Origin of the sequence: Brevundimonas sp. (assembly GCF_016463295.1) — a bacterium.
Lineage (GTDB): Bacteria > Pseudomonadota > Alphaproteobacteria > Caulobacterales > Caulobacteraceae > Brevundimonas.
This window is the reverse complement of sequence record NZ_JAEMRO010000045.1, coordinates 1-17570: the sequence shown is the minus strand read 5'-3', so window position 1 is coordinate 17570 and position 17570 is coordinate 1. Positions and strand designations below refer to the sequence as shown.

General features: G+C 66.4%; 21 protein-coding genes and 1 pseudogene. 18 read left to right on the top strand and 4 right to left on the bottom strand.

What is annotated here, in order from left to right; all coding sequences use genetic code 11:
• The 3 genes and pseudogenes from JHC81_RS09920 to JHC81_RS09910 all read left to right on the top strand — a co-directional run.
• A pseudogene (locus JHC81_RS09920) lies at positions 1 to 125 on the top strand (50S ribosomal protein L17); the annotation flags it as partial.
• A gap of 147 nt (positions 126 to 272) precedes the next feature.
• The gene (locus tag JHC81_RS09915) at positions 273 to 737 is read left to right on the top strand and encodes a GNAT family N-acetyltransferase (protein ID WP_292173971.1); all 465 of its coding nucleotides are present in this window, start codon (positions 273 to 275) and stop codon (positions 735 to 737) included.
• A gap of 93 nt (positions 738 to 830) precedes the next feature.
• Positions 831 to 1742, top strand: coding sequence for a hypothetical protein (locus JHC81_RS09910; RefSeq protein WP_292173968.1), 912 nt, complete (start codon positions 831 to 833; stop codon positions 1740 to 1742).
• Positions 1743 to 1785: 43 nt separating this feature from the next.
• Here the strand turns inward: JHC81_RS09910 and JHC81_RS09905 are convergent, their stop codons facing one another.
• Entirely contained in the window at positions 1786 to 2652 is an 867-nt protein-coding gene (locus JHC81_RS09905) for a hypothetical protein (protein WP_292173966.1), read from the bottom strand.
• The gene (locus JHC81_RS09900; RefSeq protein ID WP_292173963.1) at positions 2652 to 3554 is read right to left on the bottom strand and encodes an ABC transporter ATP-binding protein; all 903 of its coding nucleotides are present in this window, start codon (positions 3552 to 3554) and stop codon (positions 2652 to 2654) included. Before JHC81_RS09900 ends, JHC81_RS09905 begins: the two co-directional genes overlap by 1 nt.
• 178 nt (positions 3555 to 3732) lie before the next feature.
• Here JHC81_RS09900 and JHC81_RS09895 point away from each other — a divergent pair, with 178 nt between their 5' ends.
• A complete protein-coding gene (locus tag JHC81_RS09895; protein ID WP_292173962.1) occupies positions 3733 to 5118 on the top strand; it encodes a trypsin-like peptidase domain-containing protein in 1386 nt (461 codons plus the stop codon).
• Here JHC81_RS09895 and JHC81_RS09890 read toward each other — a convergent pair.
• Positions 5115 to 5531: a VOC family protein gene (locus JHC81_RS09890; RefSeq protein WP_292173960.1), complete on the bottom strand. Its 417-nt coding sequence runs from the start codon at positions 5529 to 5531 to the stop codon at positions 5115 to 5117. The genes JHC81_RS09895 and JHC81_RS09890 overlap by 4 nt on opposite strands.
• Before the next feature lie 197 nt (positions 5532 to 5728).
• Between JHC81_RS09890 and JHC81_RS09885 the strand changes: the two genes are divergently transcribed.
• The 4 genes from JHC81_RS09885 (at position 5729) to JHC81_RS09870 (ending at position 8867) form a co-directional block, all read left to right on the top strand.
• The gene (locus JHC81_RS09885) at positions 5729 to 7036 is read left to right on the top strand and encodes a replication-associated recombination protein A (RefSeq protein ID WP_292173958.1); all 1308 of its coding nucleotides are present in this window, start codon (positions 5729 to 5731) and stop codon (positions 7034 to 7036) included.
• Positions 7037 to 7102: 66 nt separating this feature from the next.
• On the top strand, positions 7103 to 7546 hold the full coding sequence (locus tag JHC81_RS09880; protein ID WP_292173957.1) for a hypothetical protein: 444 nt from the start codon (positions 7103 to 7105) through the stop codon (positions 7544 to 7546).
• A 39-nt stretch (positions 7547 to 7585) separates the two neighbouring features.
• Positions 7586 to 8320 carry an RluA family pseudouridine synthase gene (locus JHC81_RS09875; RefSeq protein ID WP_292173956.1) on the top strand — a complete coding sequence of 245 codons (735 nt, stop codon included), beginning with the start codon at positions 7586 to 7588 and terminating at the stop codon, positions 8318 to 8320.
• Positions 8321 to 8378: 58 nt separating this feature from the next.
• Positions 8379 to 8867, top strand: coding sequence for a hypothetical protein (locus JHC81_RS09870; RefSeq protein ID WP_292173953.1), 489 nt, complete (start codon positions 8379 to 8381; stop codon positions 8865 to 8867).
• On the opposite strand, the gene JHC81_RS09865 is transcribed toward JHC81_RS09870, so the two are convergent.
• A complete protein-coding gene (locus JHC81_RS09865; protein ID WP_292173951.1) occupies positions 8864 to 9304 on the bottom strand; it encodes a DUF2214 family protein in 441 nt (146 codons plus the stop codon). The two genes, JHC81_RS09870 and JHC81_RS09865, sit on opposite strands and share 4 nt — an antisense overlap.
• A 47-nt stretch (positions 9305 to 9351) precedes the next feature.
• Here JHC81_RS09865 and crcB point away from each other — a divergent pair, with 47 nt between their 5' ends.
• From crcB to JHC81_RS09815, 10 genes are all read left to right on the top strand, one after another.
• Positions 9352 to 9744 (top strand): fluoride efflux transporter CrcB, encoded by a 393-nt coding sequence (gene crcB, locus JHC81_RS09860; protein WP_292173948.1) that lies wholly within the window; start codon positions 9352 to 9354, stop codon positions 9742 to 9744.
• Positions 9741 to 10775 carry an RluA family pseudouridine synthase gene (locus JHC81_RS09855; protein WP_292173946.1) on the top strand — a complete coding sequence of 345 codons (1035 nt, stop codon included), beginning with the start codon at positions 9741 to 9743 and terminating at the stop codon, positions 10773 to 10775. The genes crcB and JHC81_RS09855 overlap by 4 nt, the downstream gene beginning before the upstream one ends.
• The gene (locus tag JHC81_RS09850) at positions 10772 to 12187 is read left to right on the top strand and encodes a putative 2OG-Fe(II) oxygenase (RefSeq protein WP_292173944.1); all 1416 of its coding nucleotides are present in this window, start codon (positions 10772 to 10774) and stop codon (positions 12185 to 12187) included. The genes JHC81_RS09855 and JHC81_RS09850 overlap by 4 nt, the downstream gene beginning before the upstream one ends.
• Positions 12184 to 12876 (top strand): HAD-IA family hydrolase, encoded by a 693-nt coding sequence (locus tag JHC81_RS09845; protein ID WP_292173941.1) that lies wholly within the window; start codon positions 12184 to 12186, stop codon positions 12874 to 12876. Before JHC81_RS09850 ends, JHC81_RS09845 begins: the two co-directional genes overlap by 4 nt.
• Before the next feature lie 9 nt (positions 12877 to 12885).
• Positions 12886 to 13650, top strand: a complete 765-nt coding sequence (locus JHC81_RS09840) for an ATP12 family protein (protein WP_292173938.1) — start codon at positions 12886 to 12888, stop codon at positions 13648 to 13650.
• Between the two features lie 79 nt (positions 13651 to 13729).
• Positions 13730 to 14179 (top strand): hypothetical protein, encoded by a 450-nt coding sequence (locus JHC81_RS09835; RefSeq protein WP_292173936.1) that lies wholly within the window; start codon positions 13730 to 13732, stop codon positions 14177 to 14179.
• Positions 14176 to 14472, top strand: coding sequence for a transcriptional regulator (locus JHC81_RS09830; protein WP_292173933.1), 297 nt, complete (start codon positions 14176 to 14178; stop codon positions 14470 to 14472). The genes JHC81_RS09835 and JHC81_RS09830 overlap by 4 nt, the downstream gene beginning before the upstream one ends.
• Positions 14473 to 14554: 82 nt before the next feature.
• On the top strand, positions 14555 to 16087 hold the full coding sequence (locus JHC81_RS09825) for an acyl-CoA carboxylase subunit beta (RefSeq protein ID WP_292173930.1): 1533 nt from the start codon (positions 14555 to 14557) through the stop codon (positions 16085 to 16087).
• Positions 16088 to 16290: 203 nt separating this feature from the next.
• On the top strand, positions 16291 to 16872 hold the full coding sequence (locus JHC81_RS09820) for a hypothetical protein (protein ID WP_292173927.1): 582 nt from the start codon (positions 16291 to 16293) through the stop codon (positions 16870 to 16872).
• A 67-nt stretch (positions 16873 to 16939) separates the two neighbouring features.
• Complete coding sequence (locus tag JHC81_RS09815) at positions 16940 to 17200, top strand: phosphotyrosine protein phosphatase (protein WP_292173924.1); 261 nt, start codon at positions 16940 to 16942, stop codon at positions 17198 to 17200.
• Positions 17201 to 17570: the final 370 nt, after the last annotated feature.

The window sequence follows — 17570 nt, the reverse complement described above, 5'->3', positions numbered from 1 at the left end:
AGGCCGGCTTCCGCCACGGCGACAACGCCCCGATGGCCGTCATCGAGTTCGTCGATCGCGACGCCGACGCCAAGGGCCTGGACTCCGGTCCGGTCTATGAGGTCGAGGGCGACGACGAGGCGTAAGCCTTTTCGATCCTGTCGAAGATTTGAGAGCGGCTGGAGCGATCCAGCCGCTCTTTCTTTTGGCGCTATCGCTCGCCGCGCGGCGGCTCGCTGCATGAGCGCGAGGGGTAGCTTGTCGCCACGATGCAGTGAAGGTAGGCGAACGGCATGACCGAACCCCGCATTGTCCCCTTCCGTCCCGAGCACGCCCCGGCCTGGGCCGCGCTCAACACCGCCTGGCTGCAGGAAGGCGGGTTCGAGATCGAGGCCAAGGACCGCAAGGTCATCGACGATCCGCAGGGCGCGATCCTGGACCCCGGCGGTCACATCTTCATGGTCGAGCGGGACGGTCAGGTCCTGGGCTGCTGCGCCTTGATGGCCATGGACGACGGCGGCTATGAGGTGGCCAAGATGACGGTGACGCCCGAAGCCCGCGGTCTGGGCCTGTCGCGCCGCCTGCTGGAGGCCTGCGAGGCCACGGCGCGGACCGCGGGGGCCCCGCGCCTGTACCTTGAGACCAGCAGCACCCTGACAGCCGCCGGCCACCTGTATCGCAGCTACGGTTTCATCGCCCTGCCACCGCGACCCACGCCCTATGCGCGGGCCGACGTCTTCATGGAGAAGCGGCTGTAGGGTCGATCACCATGCTCGCCGCGACGACCCGTTAACCTGCAAGGGTGATGATGCGAGCATCGTGATCGCTAAACTGAGATCGAGGACCGCAGTATGCGAGCCCATACCCCGATACTTGTGGCCTTGGGCATCGTCCTCTCCGCCTGCGGTGGATCGACCGTTCGCACATTCACACCGATCAGCGAGGCCGCGGTCAAGTTTCAAAAGCCATTCAACGGCTACCTGATATTCACCGACGATCGTCGCATGAGTGTTTCCAAGGGCAGGCTGCTGGGGAACTGGGTCTGCGGCGATCGATCAGGATACGCCGACTTTTGCGCTGACAAGTTCGAACTGAAAGGCATTCAAGTCGTCAAGTATAAGCCTGGCGCGGCGGAAGTGTTGATAGCTGCGCCCGTGTTGTCCTCCACCATTCTCATATGGGTCGGCTCGGAGAAAAATGGGGCACGCGAGACTCAGCGGCTCGAACAAGAGGTCCTGGATGAACACCGTGTCGCTGTCGAGAACGGCTGGAGACCCAACCTCACACTGGAGCTATGGCAAGCAAGCGAGAACATCACCGATTGCGGACGCAAGCCACGCGCTGACCTTGAACTAGAAAATCCCGAGATGATTGCCGCTGAGATATGGCGCAATCGTGAGCGATGCCTGGATGATGCCAGTGAGTGGTATGCGCTCACGGGCGAGCCTGCCAAGGCGCGCACCCTCTATTTCGTCCATGCCGCCCGGCAACGGTATGAGCGTTTGGCCTGCGGTCTTAAGGATCAAGGCCTGAGGGCTCCCAGACCGGAACTCGTCTTTGCCGCGCCGGCAGGCTGGATGGAGGACTACAAAAACATCGTACAAGGATCGGCCACGTACGACTACGTAATCACAACCAAGTGCAACACCTCCAATAAAGCCGCGCTCGACAGCGATGGTTTTCCGCTGGAGGCAGCGCGTGCCGATGCCCTCGCGAAGGCGACCTCCAGCTTCCCGCTAACGGAGTTTGCTGACCCTGAATGATGTCGAAGGGTCGCTGTCTGTCGTGATCGACAGAGGCGGCCAGCTACTCCTTCGACAGGTCCTGCCGGTTGAACCAGAACATGGCCCCGGCGATGGGCAGCAGCGTCCACAGGGCCATGCTGACCCAGGCCTTGAGCGCCAGACCCTCTGGAAGTGCGGCCCCTGCGCCTGAGGCGATGGCCTTGAGGGCGTCGATCGCGCCAGACGGATTGGCCAGAACCGGCAGCCAGGCGTCCGGCTGCATCCCCATGGTCAGGAACAGTTGAGGCGAGAAGAACTGCGCCACGGCCACGACCAGCGGCACGAACAGGGCCGCCAGCAGCGACCGGGTCACCACAGCCGTCAGTAGGGCCAGCATCGTGAACTGCATGACCCGCAGGAAGGACAGGCCCCCGAGAGCGAAGAAGCCGCCGACCGCCTCGCCGGTGATGTCGAAGGTCAGTGTGCGATCAAATGTAGCCGCGCGGATGAAGGTCTCCGCCACGCCGCTGAGGAGCATCACGACGATGGCGATCAGGCTCAGCAGGGCGGCGATGGCCAGCTTGCCGAGCAGCAGGTTGGTCCGGCTGTTGCGGGCGCTGATCAGCCGCCAGGTCTCCCAGCGATAGTCGGCGGCATAAAGAGTCGCCGCCCCGATCAGGACGAAGGGCAGCAGCAGGATGCTGTCCAGCTTGCCCGCCGCCGTGACGATTTCGGTCACCAGATTGATGGGCGCATTGGCCATCATGGCGATGACCTCGGGCGGGATGTCGGTCTGCGCCGCGATCTGGGCCTCATTGGCCTTCAGGAAAACCACGCCGATAATGCCGAAGATCAGCGAAAGGATGGGGGCGAAGAACACGCTCCAGAACCAGGTGGTGCGGCTCTTGGACAGGCGGAAGCCTTCGGCGCGGATGGCGTCTAGCAGCATCAGATGGCCTCCGGCGTCTGGACGGCGCCCGTCTCGGTGAAGAAGATGCTTTCCAGGTCGGTGCCGACCCAGCGGGCTTCGTTGATGTCGATCCCGGCCTCGACCAGGGCGCGGATGACCGCCGGCCCCTCGTTTCGCGGAACGTCGGCCAGGACGGCGTCGCCCTCGTGCTTGCCCTTGGTGCCCAGCACGTCCAGCGCGCGGGCGATGGGGGTGACCGACAGGCTGAGCCGTTCGCCGATGGAGGTCAGGTCGCTGACCGTACCCTCGCGGACCAGACGGCCCTTGTTCATGATGGCCACGCGGTCGCAGACGCGCTGGACCTCCAGCAGCTGGTGGCTGGCCAAAACCACGGTCACGCCGTCGTCGTGGGCCAGCGAGCGGATCAGGGCCCGCATTTCCTGAATGCCGGGCGGATCCATGCCGCTGGTGGGCTCATCGAGAATGATCAGCTCCGGCTCGTTCAGCAGGGCCGCGGCGACACCCAGCCGTTGCAGCATGCCGACCGAGAAACCACGCACGCGCCGGTCCGCCGCCTCGCTCAGACCCACGCGGTCCAGCCAGCGGGGAATATCGACGGTGTTGGCCATGCCGTGGCTGAGCGCCAGCCACTTCAGCGCCTGACGCGCGGTCAGATAGGGGGGATAGCGAGGCGTCTCGATCATCGAGCCCATGCGGCGCATGGCGGCGATGTCGCCGATGGCCCCGCCCATCACCGTCGCCGAACCTTGCGTCGGCCGGATCAGGCCCAGCAGGATGCGGAACAGGGTCGACTTGCCCGCCCCGTTTGGCCCCAGCACGCCATAGACGCCGCCCTTGGGAATGGTCAGGTCCAGCCCGTTCAGGGCGTGGACGGTGCCGTAGGTCTTGGTCAGACCCCGTGTTTCGATCACAGCGTTCATGCAAGGGAACCTGCCCGGCGGTTCGGTGGCTGACAAGCCTGTTTGACACCTTGGCAGATTAAGCTTCTGCAATGTTGGCTGCGGAGCGCAGGATGCAACGGCCGCCCGCCTTGATCCCGTCCAAAATCCGTAGCTGGATTGCGCGGGGGGACGTTCGACCTATCTGATCCGGATGACCATGAAGACCCTGACCGCCGCCGCCCTCGCCCTGACCCTCGCCGCCTGCGGCCAGCCGAACGATTCAAAGGCCCAGGACGGCGTCTTCGCCGACAACCGCATCGTACCCGGCGATGCGGCCGCCATGAAATCCAGCTTCGCGCCGGTGGTCCGCACCGCCGCCCCCGCCGTGGTCAATGTTTCGGGTCGAGGCGTCCAGCAGGTACAGGACCCCTTCTGGTCGATGTTCGGTCAAGGCCCGCGATCCCAGCAGGTCGGCTCGGTCGGCTCCGGCGTCATCGTACGGCCCGACGGGGTTGTGGTGACCAACTATCACGTCATCAACGGCATGCAGGAGATCAAGGTCGTGCTGAACGACCGGCGAGAGTTCTCGGCCCGCGTCATCCTGGCCGACGAACGCTCCGACATCGCCGTGCTGCAACTGGAAGGCGTCAGCGAAAGCCTGCCCGTCCTGAACATCGACGACCGCGAGGAACAGCAGATCGGCGATCTGGTCCTGGCCATCGGTAACCCCTTTGGGGTCGGCCAGACGGTGACCAACGGCATCATCTCGGCCCTGAACCGGACCGAGACGGGGATCAGCGATTCAGGCTCCTTCATCCAGACCGACGCCGCCATCAATCCCGGCAACTCCGGCGGGGCTCTGGTCGACATGGACGGGGATCTGATCGGCATCAACACCGCCATCTTCAGCCGCTCCGGCACGTCTGCAGGCGTCGGCTTCGCGGTCCCGGCTTCGATGGTCAAGCGCGTGGTCGACAGCGCCGTCGGCGGGGCCAGGGTGGTCGTCCGCCCCTGGCTGGGCGTCAAGGGCGACAGCGTCAGCGCCGACATCGCCCGCAGCCTGGGTCTGGAGCGGCCGCAAGGCATCATCATTACCGACGTCTATGCCGGCGGACCCGGTGCCCGCGCCGGCATCCGCGAGGGCGACGTCATCACCGCCATCGACGGGGCGGAGATCAACGATCAGGGCGGCCTGAACTTCCGCGTCGGCACGCGCGAACCGAACCAGACGGTCCAGGTCTCGATCCTGCGCGACGGACGGCCGCAGACGATCGATGCGCGGGTCCAGACCTTGCCGGGCGATGCCGATATCGAAAAGGCCGCCGTAATCGATGCCGCTGCTTTGGCGGGGGTTCAGGCGATTACCCTCAATCCGGCCCTGGCTGATCGTCTGGGCGGTGACCCATTCGCAAACGGGGTCATTCTGGTCCGCGTCGATCCACGCAGTTACGCGCGACGGGGCATCGGTCTTCAGAGTGGCGATGTCGTCCTTGCCGTCAACGAGCGCCCGGTGACGACGGTTGGGCAGCTATCGAACATCCAGCGTGGCGCACGGCTGACCGTGCAGCGCAGAGGTCAGCAAGGCATTCTGCTGGCGCGCTAGCCCCTGATCGGCGACCCGATCGACCAGCTGTGGCCGAACGGATCGCGCAACTGTCCGTAGCGGTCGCCCCAGAACTGATCGGCAATGGGCAGGACCGGGATGGCGGCGTTCAGCAGGGCGCGGGTCCACCATTCGTCGGCGTCGTCGACCTGGAGATGCAGGGTCACGCCGCGCGGCACCACGTCGGGCTCATGGCCATATTCGGGGAACTCGTCATGCAGCATGACGCTGGCCCCGTTGATCAGCAGATGGGCATGGATCAGCCGCTCGCCGTCCTCGGCCAGCTTCTGGTCCAACACCTGCGCCCCGAAGGCGCGGGCATAGAACTCCAGCGCCGCCTGTCCCCCGCGCGACGGGATGGTCAGATGGGGCGTCACCCCTGCGGTCGGGCCTTGCTGGGTCGCATCGGTCATGAGCACGAGCTTATCGCTTCTCCCCTTGCGGGAGAAGGTGCCCCGGAGGGGTGGATGAGGGGTCGCCTGGTCGCAAAGCTGGCGTGTCGCATAACGTGTCACTCGGAAAGGTCGGCGTGACCCCTCATCCGTCAGTCCCGGATCAAGTCCGGGACTGCCACCTTCTCCCGCAAGGGGAGAAGGGCCATGTTGCATCCATGACTGACCTGTTCGAAGCCTCCGGCATCCATCCTCCCGACGCGCCCCTGGCTGACCGGCTGCGCCCGCGCACGCTGGAGGAGGTGGTGGGGCAGGACCATCTGTTGGGCGAGGGCGGGCCGATCCGGCGGATGATCGAGGCCGGGCGGCTGGGCTCCATGATCCTGTGGGGTCCGCCCGGCACCGGCAAGACCACCATCGCCCGCCTGCTGGCCCAGGCGGCGGGATATCAGTTCCAGCAGATCAGCGCGGTCTTCTCCGGCGTCGCTGACCTGAAGAAGGCGTTCGAGGCGGCCCGCATGCGCCGAGCGGCGGGTCAATCGACCCTGCTGTTCGTCGACGAGATCCACCGCTTCAACCGCGCCCAGCAGGATGGCTTCCTGCCGTTCGTGGAGGAGGGGATCGTGACCCTGGTCGGGGCCACGACCGAAAACCCATCGTTCGAACTGAACGGGGCCTTGCTGTCCCGCAGCCAGGTCTATGTGCTGAAGCGGCTGGACGATGCGGCCCTGGATCAGCTGCTGGTGCGGGCGGAGGCGCAAGAAGCGAAGGCCCTGCCGCTGACACCCGAGGCCCGGCAGGCGCTGCTGGCCCTGGCCGATGGGGACGGCCGCTATCTGCTGACCATGTCGGAGGTGCTGTTCGACCTTCAGGACGTTGAACCGCTGGATGTGCAGGCCTTGGCCGGCATCCTGCAGAAACGCGCGCCCGCCTATGACAAGAGCCGGGAGGAGCACTACAATCTGATCTCTGCCCTGCACAAATCCGTACGCGGGTCGGACCCCGACGCGGCGCTCTACTGGCTGGCGAGGATGCTGAACGGGGGCGAGGACCCGCTGTATCTGGCGCGGCGCATCGTGCGGATGGCGGTCGAGGATATCGGCGAGGCCGACCCCCTGTCGCTGCTGGTCGCCAACGCCGCCAAGGACACCTACGATTTCCTGGGCAGCCCGGAGGGCGAATTGGCCTTGGCCCAGGCGGTGGTTCATCTGGCCACGGCCCCCAAGTCGGTGGGGGTCTACGAAGCCTTCAAGGCCGCGAAAAAGGCCGCGCACGAAACCGGCTCCCTGATGCCGCCGGCCCATATCCGCAACGCGCCGACAAAGCTGATGAAGTCGCTCGGCTACGGCAAGGGCTACCAGTACGACCCCTCCACGCCCGAGGGCTTCTCCGGCGCCAACTTCTTCCCCGACGGCATGAAACGCCGCGTCTTCTACGCGCCGAAGGGCGAGGGGCATGAGGAGAAGGTCAAGGCCCGGCTGGACCGCTGGGCGGCGATGCGGGCCGAAAAGGACGCCGCTGACTGATCGGCGTTCATTGCCAAGCTTGGCGCAGCGGGCGTAGCGTATTCGCCTCAACCTTGGGAGGGGTGGATGAACCAGATGACTTTAAGGACGCCGTGGCACCTGTGGGTGGTCGGGGTGGTTTCGCTGCTGTGGAATGCCTTCGGGGCCTTCGACTTCGTCAGCACCATTACGCGCGGGGAGGCCTATCTGCGTGAGATGAAGTTCGATCAGGGGATGATCGACTATTTCCTCGCCATGCCGGACTGGATGTATGTGCCCTGGACCCTGGGCGTCTGGGGCGCAGTGATCGGCTCGATCCTGCTGCTGTTGCGCAACCGGTTCGCGGTCTGGGCCTTTGCCCTGTCGCTGATCGGTGCCGTCGTCAGCCTGATCTACGGCCAGTTTATGGACCCGCCGCCGCTGGCACCGGACATGGCGATGATGAAGTGGATGCCCTACGTCATCATGGTCATCACGGTGCTGCTGTTCGTCTACGCCTTCAACATGCGCAGAAAGGGCGTGCTGCGCTGACGGGCTGACGGATGTGTGCGGGTCGCGTATGCACGCGCCGTGACCCGCATCCCCGCCGACCTTTCGCCTGAAGACATCGCCGCCGTTCGGTCGTGGGTGATCCACGAGGATCCGCACGTCATCGCCTTCAACAAGCCCAGCGGCCTGTCCAGCCAGGGCGGGCGCATTCAGGCGCATACGCTGGACGACCTGCTGTGGGCCTTTGCGCGGTCGAACGGCAAGCGGCCGGAGCTGGTGCATCGGCTGGACCGCGACACCTCGGGCGTCATCCTGGCGGCCAAGACCAAGCCGGCGGCCGGGTTCCTGGGCAAGGCCATGCAGGCGCGGCGGTTCAAGAAGACCTATCTGGCCCTGCTGTCCTCAGCGCCCGAACCCGCATCCGGCATCATCGACGCCCCCCTGCTGCGTCAGGAGATCGGGCGTGAAAGCTATATGCGCGTCGTCGCCCCCGAAACGGCGGGGGCCCAGGCCGCGCTCAGCCGCTATCGCACCCTGGCGGCGTCCGAGGACGGTGCCCTGGTCGAGCTGGATCCCGCCACGGGCCGCATGCACCAGCTGCGGGTCCATATGGCTTCCATAGGGCGGCCCTTGGCGGGGGACGCCCGCTACGGCGGGGCGCTGACATTTGCGGGCAAACCTGCGTCCCGGCTGATGCTGCATGCGTCGAAGCTTGTGTTTCCGCACCCGGAGGGCGGGTATTGCACGCTGGAAGCGTCGGTGCCTGCCGACTTCGAGGCGCTGAAGGTTGCCGCAGGGCTGTCGACAGCCGGCTAAGCAGTGGGAACGAACGCGGGTCGTGATACGCTAAAGACGATATATCCGGAGTTCCGCCATGAACCGCTTCTCACTCGCCGCCGTCGCCCTAACCGCCCTGTCGCTGACCGCCTGTGCCAGCCTGTCGCCCTATGGCCCGCAGTCGTCGCCGGGTGGGCAGGGCTATTCGGAGCAGCGGATCGAGTCCAACCGCTATCAGATCACCTATCGAGGCGTCGGCGATCCCCGTCCCGTGGCGGACTATGCCCTGTTGCGCGCGGCGGACCTGACCATCGAAACCGGCAACGACTGGTTCGAGGTCACCCAGCGCTGGATCAACGGCCGCCCCGACAGCGCGGGCGGCGTGCGCCCCAGCGTCTCCATCGGCGCAGGGTCCAGCAACTATGGCGGCTGGCGTTCTTCGGGCGTCGGCGTCGGTGTCGGCCTGAACTTCAGCGGGCCTCAGCCGACCTCGACCGTGCTAGAAGTCATCATGGGCGAGGGCCGCAAGCCGGACCGGCCGACGGCCTATGACGCCCGCGACGTGCGCAGCAGCCTGGGTCGCTAGAACGGCCACCGTGCCATCGCTGCGGCACAGGCCACCAGCGGAAAGATGAGCAGCAGCTCGATCCCAACCCAGCGGCGGGCGCTCGCGACCGCCGCAGCGTCCGGCTGCCACCCCGCATCGGCCTTGCTGGCCCGCGCCCATTTGATAAAGGCTATCGTAGGCGGGATGGAGATCAGGCCGATCACGGTGAAGATCGCCAGCTTTGCCCAGAAGAAGGGGTTGGCCTCGTAAAAAGCCCAGCCCTTGCCGCCCCAGATCGCGCGCGCGACCCCGACCGCCAGCACCAGAACCGCCGTCAGGCCATAGCCGCCGTCCAGCCCCGCCAGACGCCGCGTCTCGATCTCCGGGGCCTTCAGCAGGGTTCGCTCGATGGCCAGCATGGCCACCAGTCCGAACACCAGAATGTGGTGCAGGACCGCCAGGGTCAGATCAAGCACGCGCGCCTCCCTTCGCATTGCCGCAATCCGGCGTATAAGCCCGCATCATGACACGTTTTCTGATCGTTGCAGCAGGCGGAGCGCTGGGGGCCGTGGCCCGCTACGGCGTCGGCACGCTGGCGGGTCGGCTGGGTGCCTCGCACTGGCCGTGGGGCACGCTGACGGTCAACATCGTCGGCGGCCTGCTGATGGGTGCCCTGACCGGCTGGCTGGCCTTTCGCGGAGGCCTGTATGCCGAGAGCATCCGCCTGTTCGCCGCCGTTGGCATCCTGGGCGGCTTCACCACCTTTTCGGCCTTCTCGCTGGAGACGGCCCTGATGATCGAGAAACGCCAGCTGGCCCTCGCAGGAGGCTATGTTGCCGCCTCGGTGGTGCTGTCGATCCTCGCCCTGTTTATCGGCCTGATGGTCGCCCGCCGAGCCTTCGGAGCCGCCCTTTGACTGATGAACCGATCCGCGAGGCCGATGCGCCGCCCAAGCGCGAAGTCCTGACCATCTACGTCGCTGAGGACGAGGACGGCATCCGGCTGGACCGCTGGTTCCGTCGCCGCTGGCCGCACCTGTCCAACATCCAGGTGCAGAAGATGGCCCGCAGTGGCCAGATCCGCGTGGACGGGGCCCGCATCAAGCCCGAAGGCCGTCTGACCGCCGGGGCTGCCGTACGCGTGCCGCCGATCCCCGACGATACTTCGCGCCAGGCGGGCGATGCTCATACCCTGTCCGAGAAGGACATCGCGTTCGCCAAGTCGTTGGTCCTGTACGAGGACGACATGGTCATCGCCATCAACAAGCCCCACGGCCTGGCCGTGCAGGGCGGCACCAAGACCAGCCGCCACGTCGACCGCCTGCTGGGCGCCTGGGGCGAGGGGATGGACCGCCCGCGTCTGGTCCACCGTCTGGACCGCGACACCTCCGGCGTGCTGTTGCTGGGCAAGGGGCCGGAGGCGGCCAAGCGACTGGCGGGTGCCTTCGCCCGGCGACAGGCCAAGAAGACCTACTGGGCCATCGTTATCGGCAACCCCAAGCCCGCCGCCGGTCAGATCGACATGCCGCTGAAGAAGACCGGCATCAACGACTTCGAGATGATGCGCCCCGCCGACCGCAAGGACCCGCGCGCCGAACCGGCCGAGACCGCCTTCGCCACCATTTCCAGAGCCGCCCACCGCGCTTCCTGGATGGCGCTCCGCCCCTTCACCGGCCGGACGCATCAGCTGCGCGCCCACATGTCCGGCATCGGCCACCCCATCCTGGGCGATCCCAAATACGGGGACGACAAATCCAGGGAGCTGTCCGGCCCGCTGAAGCTCCAGCTTCACGCCCGCAGCATCGAACTGGATCATCCGCGCGGCGGCGTCCTGAAGGTCACGGCCCCCCTGTCGCCCGAAATGAAGGCCGGCTTCGCCCACTTCGGCTTCGACCCCAGCGAGGGCGACGAGAGCGATCCGTTCGAGGGCGTGAGGCGTCAGCGTTGACGACGACGGCCGCCGTCCTGCAACAGGCGCATGCGCTGGCCGCGGCCGGACGTCTGCCCGAGGCCCAGGTCCTGCTGAAGCGGATCGGGCGGCTGGATGTGGCGCTGGTCCTGCGCCGGGCCGAGGTCGCGCAGCGCCCGACCAGCGCCGTCGCCGAGCACAATCTGGCGGCCCTTCTGGGCGACATGGGCCGGGCCGCAGAGGCTGAAGCTGCCGTCCGCCGCGCCTTCGCCAAGGCCGGCGATGCCCCCGAAACCTGGCTGGTGCTCGCCCGGGCCCTTCTGGCCCAGGATCGGTTCGACGAAGCCGACGCCGCCTATCGACAGGCCCTGACGCGCCGCCCCGCCTATGCCGAGGCCGTCCGCGATCTGGCGCAGCTGATCTGGATGCGAAGCGGTGACGCCCAAGCCGCGCTGCAACCCTTTGAGGCGGCGTTGGCGGCGGCCCCGGGTGCCATCGACCTACGCATCGCCCGCGCCACGGTGATGGAGTACGTCGGCACCGCCCCCGATATCGTGCTGGCAGCCTTGACCGCCGACGGTAGCCACCCGGAAATCGAACTGGCCGCGATCCAGGCCGCGCTGGGCGTCGACAAGGACCGCGCTTTGGCCCATGCCCGCGCCGCCCATGCCCTGCGCGCCGACATACGCACGGCGCTGAAACTGGCCGAGGTCCATCTGGCCCGCTCGCAGCCTGACGCCGCCCAGCCGCTGATCGATGCGGTCTTGAAGGCTCTGCCCGAGGATCAGAACGCCCTCAGCCTGCAAGCCGTGGCCTGGCGGCAGGCGGGCGACCCGCGCGCCGCCGAACTCTATGACTACGACACCATGGTCGGGGCCTGGACTATCGACACCCCCGCGCCCTGGACCAGCCTGCCGGACTACCTCGCCGATCTGGCCAAGGCCCTGCGTTGCCTGCACGGCCTGACCACCCATCCGCTGGGCCAGAGCCTGCGTCACGGCACCCAGACGACGGCCAGCCTGCTGACCAGCACCGACCCGGCCATCCGCGCCTTCTTCACCGCCATCGACGGCCCGATCCGCCGGCACATCGCCCGGCACGGCACAGGCACCGACCCTGTGCGCCGCCGCAGCACCGGCAGCTATCGCCTGTCCGGAGCCTGGTCCGTCCAGCTGAAACCCGGCGGCTATCACGCCGCCCATATCCACCCCGAGGGCTGGTTGTCCTCGGCCTGCTACATTGACCTGCCCGATGCGGTTCACGCCGAAGGACGGCAGGGCTGGATCGGCTTTGGCGGGGCCCCCTTCACGCCCGACCTGCCGCATCAGCATTTCGAGAAACCCGAGCCCGGCAAGCTGGTGCTGTTCCCGTCCTACATGTGGCACGGCACGGTGCCGTTCGAGGGCGACCAGACCCGCCTGACCATCGCCTTCGACGTGGTGCCCGCATGACCCGACCGACCTCTGCGCGTCCTTTGGCTGTCTTCGACATCGACGGGACGCTGGTCGACAGCCGCGCCTCCATCCATCAGGCCGCCACAGAGGCCGCGCGTGCTCTGGGCCTGCCCGATCCCCACTACGATCGTGTCCGCCAGATTGTCGGCCTGTCCCTGCCGCACGCCCTGGCCGTGCTGGAACCGGGCCTGACGCCGCCTGAACTGGACCGCTTCACCGCCGAGTTCCGCGCCAGCTTCGGTCGCATGTACGACGCCGGTCACGAGGAGCCGCTCTATCCCGGCACCATGGAGACGCTGCGCCGCCTGCATCGCGATGGCTGGCGTCTGGCCCTGGCGACGGGTCAGAACCGGCGCGGCGTGGCCCGCAATCTGGCGCGCGAGGGCTGGGCCGACCTGTTCATCTCCAGCCACTGTGCCGAGGATGGCCCCGGCAAGCCCGATCCCGCCATGCTGCATGCCGCCATGACCGCCTGCGGAGCCGACCCCGCCACCACCACCATGATCGGCGACACGGCCCATGACATCGGCATGGCTCTGGCCGCCGGGGCGCATCCGCTGGGCGTCGCCTGGGGCTTTCACACGCCCGAGGAACAGTTCGCCGCGGGTGCCCACCATGTCGCCATCGACTTTCCCGATCTGGAGGCGGCGCTGGCGCGTTTCGCCTCCGACCGCCTCGCCGCCTGAGACCCTGTCATGAGCCATATCCCGCCCCTCGATCCCATGGTCGCCGCCCGCAAGGGCTTCCGCGAATCCGAAGAGCGGCTGAAGCGGTTCTGGAAAGCCGTCGATGTCGTCGAAGGGGAGGGCGGCTGGTCCGTCACCCTCGATGGCCGCACGCCCAAGACCCCCGCCCATGCGAAGCTGACCCTGCCGACCGAGGCCGCCGCCCGCCTGGTCGCCGAGGAATGGGCCGTGCAGGGCGAGTTCATCGAGCCCGGCACCATGCCCGCCACCCGCCTGGCCTCCACCGCCATCGACCGTGTCAGCCAGACGCGGGAGCCCGTCGCCGACGAGATCGCCGCCTATGCCGGCTCCGACGCCCTCTGCTACCTGGCCGAACACCCGACCCCGCTGGTCACACGGCAAGCCCGGGAGTGGGCCCCCTGGCGGGACTGGGCCGCGAACCAACTGGGCGTCGTTCTGGAACCCGCCGAGGGCATCGTCCACAGGGCCCAGGACCCCACCGCCATTGCCCGCGTGCGCGACCTCGCCCTGTCGCTGGACGACTTCGCCTTGACCGGTCTCGCCACCGCCGTACCCCTGCTGGGCAGCGCGGTCCTGGGCCTGGCCCTGCAGCGCCGATCCCTGACCGGCGAGGCAGCCTTCGACCTGTCCCGGCTGGAGGAGGCCTTCCAGGAAGAGCAGTGGGGCGTCGACGCCGACAATGCCGAACGCACGGCCCTGCGCCGCGCCGAGGCCGTGCTGCTGGAACGGTGGTTCAAGGCGCTCGAAAGCTAACTTTCCAATCTGGAAAACTATCGCTTGCCATCATGGAAAGTCATGATACGCTTTCCATATCGGAAAGTGAGGAATGTCCATGACCCAAGACCCGACACCGCAGGAAGCTCTGGCTTCCATCCAGGCCGCCCGTGCCAAGGTGGGAGAGACACTGAACTATCCCTTCGGCTGGGACCTGGCCTATGGCGGCATGCTGGCCCTGATGGTCGGCGGGGCGGGCTTGCCCCAGCCGTGGAGTTCGATGACGCTGGTGCTCTCCATCGTCGCCTTGGTCTTCATGGTGCAGTGGTGGCGCAAGCGGACGGGCTGGTGGGTCAGCGGCTACACCCCGCCTCGCGCGCGCTGGGTGGCCTGGGTCATGGTGGCCGTCCTGATGGGGCTGATGGGCCTGTCCTTCTGGACCCGGCTGTTCGACGGACCGTTCTGGGCCCCGATCGTGGCCGGAGCCCTGGCCGGCGTCACCGGCATCATCGGCGGGCGGCTGTGGATGCGGGCCTATCGCCGCGATCTTCTGGCGGGGCAGGGATGAGCACAGCCCCCGCCCTCGACACCCTGATCCACGCCCCCGGCCGGCTGCAGATCTGCGCCATTCTGTCGTCCGTCTCGGATGCGGAGTTCGCCATGCTGCGCGACGCCATCAAGGTGTCGGACTCGGTCCTGTCCAAGCATCTGAAGCTGCTGGAGGAGGCGGGCTATATCGCGCTCAGCAAGATGACCCAGGACGGGCGCCAGCGCACCTGGGCCAGCCTGACCGCCAAGGGTCGCAAGGCCTTCTCCGCCCACGTCGCCGAACTGACCCGTCTGGCCGCCCTGACCGGCTGACCATCTGCCACCAGACGCGGCGGCCAACACCTTGCCACCGGCCCTGCGTCTCCTTAAGCCTCGCCCCTCAAGGAGACGCCTCATGCAAGACATCCTCGACCAGCTCGAAGCCCGCCGTGCCGCCGCCAAACTGGGGGGAGGCGAGGCCCGGATCGCGGCCCAGCACAAGAAGGGCAAGCTGACCGCGCGCGAGCGGATCGAGGTCCTGCTGGACGAAGGATCGTTCGAGGAAACCGACATGTTCGTGGAGCACCGCTCCCACGACTTCGGCATGGAGAAACAGCGCATCCCCGGCGACGGCGTGGTCACCGGTCGCGGCACCATCGGTGGCCGTCTGGTCTATGTCTTCTCCAAGGATTTCACCGTCTTCGGCGGCTCTCTGTCCGGCGCGCATGCGGCCAAGATCGTCAAGCTGCAGAAGATGGCCCTGACCAACGGCGCCCCCATCATCGGCCTGTTCGACGCCGGCGGCGCGCGCATCCAGGAAGGCGTGGAATCCCTCGCCGGCTATGCCGACATCTTCCTGCAGAACACCCTGGCCAGCGGCGTCATCCCCCAGATCAGCGTGATCATGGGCCCCTGTGCGGGCGGCGACGTCTATTCCCCCGCCATCACCGACTTCATCTTCATGGTGAAGGACACCTCCTACATGTACGTCACCGGCCCGGACGTGGTGAAGACCGTCACCAACGAGGTCGTGACGCACGAAGACCTGGGCGGGGCCCGCGTCCATGCCGGCAAGTCGGGCGTCGCCGACGGGGCGTTCGAGAACGATCTGGAGGCCCTGTCCGAGGTCCGCCGCTTGATCGGCTTTCTGCCCCTGTCCAACCGCGAAAAGCCGCCGGTCCGCGACAGCTATGACGATCCGGAGCGGGACGAGGCCTCGCTGGACACTCTGGTCCCCGCCAATCCGAACCAGCCCTATGACATCAAGGAGCTGATCCTGAAGACGGTGGACGAGGCCGACTTCTTCGAGATCGGCGCGGACTTCGCCAAGAACATCGTCTGCGGCTTCGGCCGTCTGGACGGCCAGCCGGTCGGCATCGTCGCCAACCAGCCCCAGGTCCTCGCGGGCGTGCTGGACATCGACTCCAGCCGCAAGGCCGCCCGCTTCGTCCGCTTCTGCGACGCCTTCGGCCTGCCGCTGGTGACCTTCGTCGACGTCCCCGGCTTCATGCCCGGCACGCGCCAGGAATACGGCGGCCTGATCAAGCATGGTGCCAAGCTGCTGTTCGCCTATGCCGAGGCCACCGTCCCCAAACTGACCCTGATCACGCGCAAGGCCTATGGCGGTGCCTATGACGTGATGAGCTCCAAACACCTGCGCGGCGACGTCAACTACGCCTGGCCCAGCGCCGAAATCGCCGTCATGGGCGCCAAGGGCGCGGTCGAGATCATCTTCCGCAAGGAGGCCGGCGACCCCGAAGCCCTCGCCGCCCGCGAGGCCGAATACAAGGCCCGCTTCGCCAACCCCTTCGTGGCGGCGGGCCTCGGCTATATCGACGACGTGATCATGCCCCACGGGACGCGGAGAAGGCTGATCAAGGCGCTACGGACGCTGAAGGGCAAGGTGCAGGAGAACCCGTGGAAGAAGCACGATAATATTCCGCTATGATTGGAGGTCTAAAAAATCCAGCTTGGCTCGCCGTCATCTTGGGTGTCGCGGCCCTGGTCGTGGCCGTCATAACTTGGCAGCAGGGGCGCATAAACTACACCATAGCTTACACCGATGCGGCAGAGCTATCGACGTTCAGGTCGGGCACACCCTTCGTAGCGCTGGTGAATGGCAGGTCCGTTCCGCTAAAAGAGCTCAGCACCGTGAAGCTCAAGGTCTGGAATTCGGGAAATCAAACCATTGATGCTGCAGTTCTTGACCCTCGCCTCGTTGTGAGTGTTCCACGAGGAACGATCCTCGATCTGCGTCTAGTCAGGCACAATCTGACCAGGAGCCCTGTGGCAGGAGCTTGTAGAGGAAACTCCTGCGAAATAGCGACCGACAGGCTCCTGCCGAATATGGGGATTGAGATGATCCTCTTGGTTCAAGGAGCCACGGGAGGAGATGGTGCGACCGTCTCGGCTGCCGAAAGTTCAATCGTGGGATTCCATGAGAAATTGAATTTTGGTCGCTGGGTCGATTTCAGCTTCTGGGGCCTGATCGTAATCCCCGTCATGATGGTCGTCCGAGATCTTTTCGAGATTGCTGATGAGAAGCGGGCGATCTCTAAAGGAGAACCCCGGCCACCAAGCTCACACTGGATTAATCGACTGGCGGAATCGGGGAGGCCGGTAAGTGGAAAAGTCGCAAATTTTTACATCGGCTTAGTCGCCTTGCTCGCTCTGCTCGCGGCACCCTGCTTGTTCTTCTATGTGTTAGTTATCGAGTCTAAACCACCCTTCTAACAACAGAAGGTGACCAACTTTCTCCGTCTGCGCCCGCAACCGCCTCCGCTCCCCCACGGCCGAACAGGTGTTCGCCTCATGGCCCGGCGTCGAGACCGCCTCCGCCGGCCTGGCCCCTGACGCGGAGGAGGAATGCTCCGCCGAACTGGTGGAATGGGCCGACATCATCTTCGTCATGGAGCGTGCCCACCGCGCCAAACTCCAGCGCCGCTTCAGGGCCCATCTGAAGCGCGCCCGCGTCATCTGCCTCGACATCCCCGACGACTACGCCTTCATGCAGCCGGAGTTGATCGCGTTGCTGGAGAAGAAGGTGGGGCCGCACCTCTGACCCTTCTCCCCTTGCGGAAGAAGGATCAACGATTGGTGCCTCGCTTGTAGCGTCCATCTGCTGACAATCCTTCGCCAACCCGCGCAAACAAATCCATCAACCCCCTGATCCCGCTCCATAATCTCGAACGACCAGCGACCGATCCCCGCCATAGGTAGCGCGTGCCCTACAATCCTCCCCGTCCCGTCGCCGGGAAGGGCGCAAGGCCTTGCGGCTTGTCGCGGCGGGAACGAGATGAGCGGGGTGGGGTGGTCTCAGCTACGCGGGTTTGTCGGCGCAAGCGTCGGCCTTCTCCGCGAGCACGGTGCCTCCCCAACAAAGAGCGTATGGCAGGGAACCTGCGCTGTTCACGGGATCGGGTTCCGCAAGG